Origin of the sequence: Empedobacter brevis NBRC 14943 = ATCC 43319, from assembly GCF_000382425.1 — a bacterium.
In the GTDB taxonomy this organism is placed as follows: domain Bacteria; phylum Bacteroidota; class Bacteroidia; order Flavobacteriales; family Weeksellaceae; genus Empedobacter; species Empedobacter brevis.
On the sequence record NZ_KB908293.1, the window covers coordinates 367685 to 372595 of the forward strand.

Below are 4911 nucleotides of genomic sequence, written 5' to 3' on the forward strand. Positions count from 1 at the left end.
TTAACAATATCTAATATGAAGAAAATTCTACTTGCTGTTTTCTCCTTATTTTCCTTTTATGTTAACGCTCAGCACGATATTTTGTGGGAAAAATCGATTGGAGGAAATCAGGCTGAATACCTGTACAATGCAATTCCAACACCTGATTATGGCTTCTTGATTTTGGGAAGTTCAGATTCTGATCCATCTGGAAATAAAACCAAACAAAACCAGGGTGGATTGGATTATTTCATCTGGAAAATGGACGAAAATGGGCGTCAGGAATGGCAAAATTCTTTTGGCGGTGACAGTGATGATTTGTTGAAAACCGTGACACTTTCCAATGATGGCGGTTTTTTACTGGTAGGCTCTTCCGCTTCTTCCCTATCTGGTGATAAAACGGAAAAAGCCATAGGAATGACGGACATCTGGATCATTAAATTGGATCCTACAGGGGCTATTCAATGGCAAAAAACAATTGGAGGTTTGGGAAATGACGAAGCTGTTACAGTCATAAAAACTACTGATAATGGCTATTTGATTGGAGCCAATTCGGATTCTCCTCAGTCGGCTTCGAAACAGCAGAATGGGTTTGGAGCGACTGATTTTTGGGTGATTAAACTCGATGATCAGGGAAATATCAAGTGGGAAAAAACAATAGGTGGCGAACGTGAAGAAACTTTAAAAACAATCATCGAAACAAAAAACGGGTATTTGATCGGTGGTGTGTCCAATTCGAAAATAACTCCTATAAAATCTCAGGACAGTCATTATATAAACAGTGTCTGGCTGGTGGAATTGAACAAAGAGGGGGAAATAATCCGTGAAAAAACACTGGAAAATGACCAGCCTTCTCAGTTGGCTGCTCTTTTTGCTGAAAACAAGATTGTCACATTAGCTGTTAATTTTCCTGAAAAAAACGAATTAAAAATCGTTGAACTGGATGAAGAATTCAACTTTTCGAATGAAAAGAAAAAAGAATTTAAATCGTCCATTCAACTCCATTCGGTGCAGCCATTGGGAAAGGATTATATCGTGACTGCAAATAATATGGGCTATAAACACGACCAAAACAAAATTCAAAACGAGTTAGAAAGCAAGTATTTAACCTATTATTTCGACCGGAATTTACAAGAAAACTGGAAAAAAGAGATTGGAAAAACCGATGGTTTTAGCTTTTTGGAAAAGGTGATTCCTATGCGCGACGGTTCGTTTTTATTGTTAGGCAATTCGACAAACGGGAGCGATGCAAAAGGACAAGACGATTTTTATCTGGTGAAATTAGGCGATAAATCTGCTGCGGAAAAGCGGGATGATATCGAAGCATATCCCAATCCGACACAGGATTTTGTGAATGTGTTAATCAACAAAGATTTTCAAAAAGCAAGCATTGAGGTGTACAATTTCACTGGGCAATTGTTGCAGACAAAAGAGGTGAACTACCGTTCTACACCTGTTTCTTTAGGAAAGTATCCGGCCGGCGTTTACATCCTGAAAATTAACCACGACAATCAAACCGAATCCATTAAAATTATTAAAAAGTAACGCATGAAGAAATTATTTCTAACTCTACTTATGTCATCATCTTTAGTAAATGTTTTGGGGCAACAAACAGAAGGTAACAATTCTGTAAAAAACTATGATTTTTCTAATTTTCCAAAATCCCCGGATGCGGCTGCTTTTTCGAAATATATTGATATTCCTGCTTCTACACATACTGGTGTTGTAAATATTTCAGTACCCATCTATAGTTTTAGTTTTGATGGACAAAATTTCCCTATTTCTTTAGAATACAATACTTCTGGAATTAAATTAGATGAAATAGCTTCTAATGTAGGATTAGGTTGGACGCTCAGTATAGGAGGAATTTCATTATCCAAACAAGTAATGGGTGTATTTGATCACCCTGCGTATCAAAAATGGGATGTAAGTCAGTCATTTACCCCAGGGGGTTCACCTACATATAATACAAGTAATCAAACATATTCTGACACATATAAAGCTCTGGATGCTCTTGGTTATTGGCAAGGAAATCATCCTAATGATATGCAACCTGATATATATAATTTTTCTGTTTTAAATCATTCTGGACAATTTATTCTAGACTATAAAGATAGAAATAGAGGTATACCTATTCCTTATAAAGATTTTAAAATAGTAAGAATTAGTAAGACTTGGGGATACGATGTGGAAATAATAGATGATCAAGGTGTAAAGTATACTTTTTATAATAGTAAATATAGTACATCTGCTAATAATTGTTCTTTATATGATAGTGCATTGAATGGTATGACAGATGATGAGTATTTAATAAAAGAAATTCAGACACCTAATAATAAAAAAATAATGTTTACATACCTAGATGGGAATGTGATAGGTTCATATGGAACTTCTGTAATCAATAGATATCTACTTTCTTCTGAAATTTCAGGCTTCGGTTTACGTCCTCCAATTTTAATCCCCAATTGTTATAATTATACTTTAAGCTTAGCAGCTAAAAAATATTTATCAAAAATCAGTTTTGAAGAAGGAGAGATTCAATTTATTTATGGAGAAGACACAAGAAAAGATATTAAAGATGACAAGTATATTAATCAGTTTCTTATTAAAGATAAAAATGGAAATTTAGTAAAAAAAATAACGTTAGATTTAGGAAAAAATGATAACGGATATTTTGTTTCTGAAGGTTTGTATACTATAAACGATCAAAGGTTTATGGTTGGAAATAATTACAGATTAAAATTAAATGCAGTAATTGATGAAATAAGTGGACAAAAATATTTATTTCAATATTATCCAGGTAATCTTCCTCCTCGGCTTTCACATTCTAAGGATTATTGGGGAGTATATAATGGTAAGAATAATAGCACTTCAATTGGTCCAGCAGAATATTTGGATTATCATGACTATGTTCGTAGAAAGTATAATTCTCCAAACGATTTAAAACCTTATATTGACTATGGAAAAATTGGTAACCTCCAAAAGATTACTTTTCCTACAAATGGTACACAAGAATTATTTTATGAAAATGACGATTTTATTGTTCCTGACTATTATAATCCTTTATATAACTCATTAGGAATTATTTCTGACGGAAGAGGAAAAACAGGAACTTTAAGGGTATCAAAAATTGTATTAGATAATAGTAAAGGTGAAAAAATTATAAAAAAATACAATTATATAAATCCAAAGACCAATAAAACGAGTGGAATCAATTACGGAACATTTAATTTAAACTCTGTAAAAAAGGGTATTGTTTACAATGAAAGCGGCAATACCTTAAGCTACAACTACTTAACAAACAACCCTGGTTGGCAATTATCTACAATAGGAGGAAAAGCTGTTGGATATTCACATGTCCAAGAAACTGTTGAAAACTATAAAGAACCATCTAAAAATTATAAAACAACCTATGAATACTTCTTTGATCCTGAATCGTATGAATCAGATTGGACAAACTATGATCCTGAAAGTCAAGTCAACTTTTCTTATCCTATTTATAATCCTGAAAAAGGCTTACTTCGAAAGAAAGAAACTTATAATAACACTAATGAATTAATTAAAAAAGATTCGTTAATATATAATATTGATAATTATTTCAACACAAAATCTTCTATATATAATAATAAGTACATGCTTTATAGTGGACAAGATTTAGCAATAAATTCAATATCATGTGTTCCTGGTACAGGAGCATGTTCTTATACATTCGATTGGGTATCATTTGATATCAAAACATCATGGATTCAAAACAAAAAGACAATCAGTACCGAATATTTTCCAAATGGAAATGTAGTTACAACAACCGAAAATAATTATTCTCCTTCTTATAAACATTTGTATCCAACAAATACAACCTCCACAACCTCCAAAGGCGAAACCATCACGACAGAATACCAATATCCACCGGATTTGGTAGGACAAGAAGATTATATGACTGAATTAAAACAGGCCAACCGCATCTCAGAACCTGTCGTTGTTAAGCAAAAAGTTGACGGAACCTATATTTCAGAAGTACACAATCAATACAATCTATTCAGCGGAATTGTTCAAAAATCTGCTGTACATCAAAAAAGAGGAGATGGAATAAATATTAAAACAAGTATCGCTGACCGAAAAATCACTTACGATAGTTACGATGCAAAAGGCAATCTAACCCAATACACCTTAGAAAACGGCATTCCTGTAGCAATTATTTGGGGATATGGCGGACAATATCCGGTTGCAAAAATAGAAGGTGCTGCTTTGTCTCAAATTAGTAACGCTACTATTTTGACTTTAAATACAAAAACAACCGATTCGGAATTATTGACTGCCATTACAGCTCTTCGTACAGCCCACAAAGACGCAATGGTAACGGGTTATTTGTATAAACCGCTTGTCGGCGTTACGCAAATCATTCAGCCCAATGGAATGACCGAGAAATACAATTACGATGCTGCAAACCGTTTGAAATCCATTGTAAATGATCAAAACGAAGTCATCAAAACATTCGAATACAATTACAAACAACCTTAAACCAAACACATGATGAAACACTTTTATGAAAAAATACTACCGGGTTTATGCGTTGTTCTAGGAATAAATTTGACTGCGAAAGCCCAAACAAAAACCGAAAACTATATTTTAACCAGTGAGTTGTTAGAGGCCACCACAGATACCACAAAATCGAATCTTTCCACCAAAAGCAGAATCGATAAAATTACTTATTTTGACGGATTGGGACGCGAAAAAATGAGTATCGTAAGCCCTAAAGCCGGATTATCCATCGAAACAATGGCTCTTTCCGGTCAATTGTTAAACCCGAGTTTGGCCACAACAGTTACTTACGATGGGTTTGGACGTGTGGATAGGGAATATCTGCCGGGCGTTGTCCCGAATCTTAATTTCACCACTGCCATTAATTATGCCGATTATCCCGAAACTTCCAAT

3 protein-coding genes are annotated in these 4911 nt (G+C 34.0%); all 3 read left to right on the forward strand.

Annotated features, from left to right (window positions below; genetic code table 11):
• Nucleotides 1-1524, forward strand: a 1524-nt coding sequence (locus tag H277_RS0107020; protein ID WP_338107160.1) for a T9SS type A sorting domain-containing protein, incomplete at its 5' end; no start/stop codon positions are given.
• Between the two features lie 3 nt (nt 1525-1527).
• Nucleotides 1528-4497 (forward strand): hypothetical protein, encoded by a 2970-nt coding sequence (locus H277_RS0107025; RefSeq protein ID WP_154652441.1) that lies wholly within the window; start codon nt 1528-1530, stop codon nt 4495-4497.
• Nucleotides 4498-4506: 9 nt separating this feature from the next.
• Nucleotides 4507-4911: DUF6443 domain-containing protein (locus H277_RS0107030; protein ID WP_154652442.1), on the forward strand; the 405-nt coding region annotated here is incomplete at its 3' end.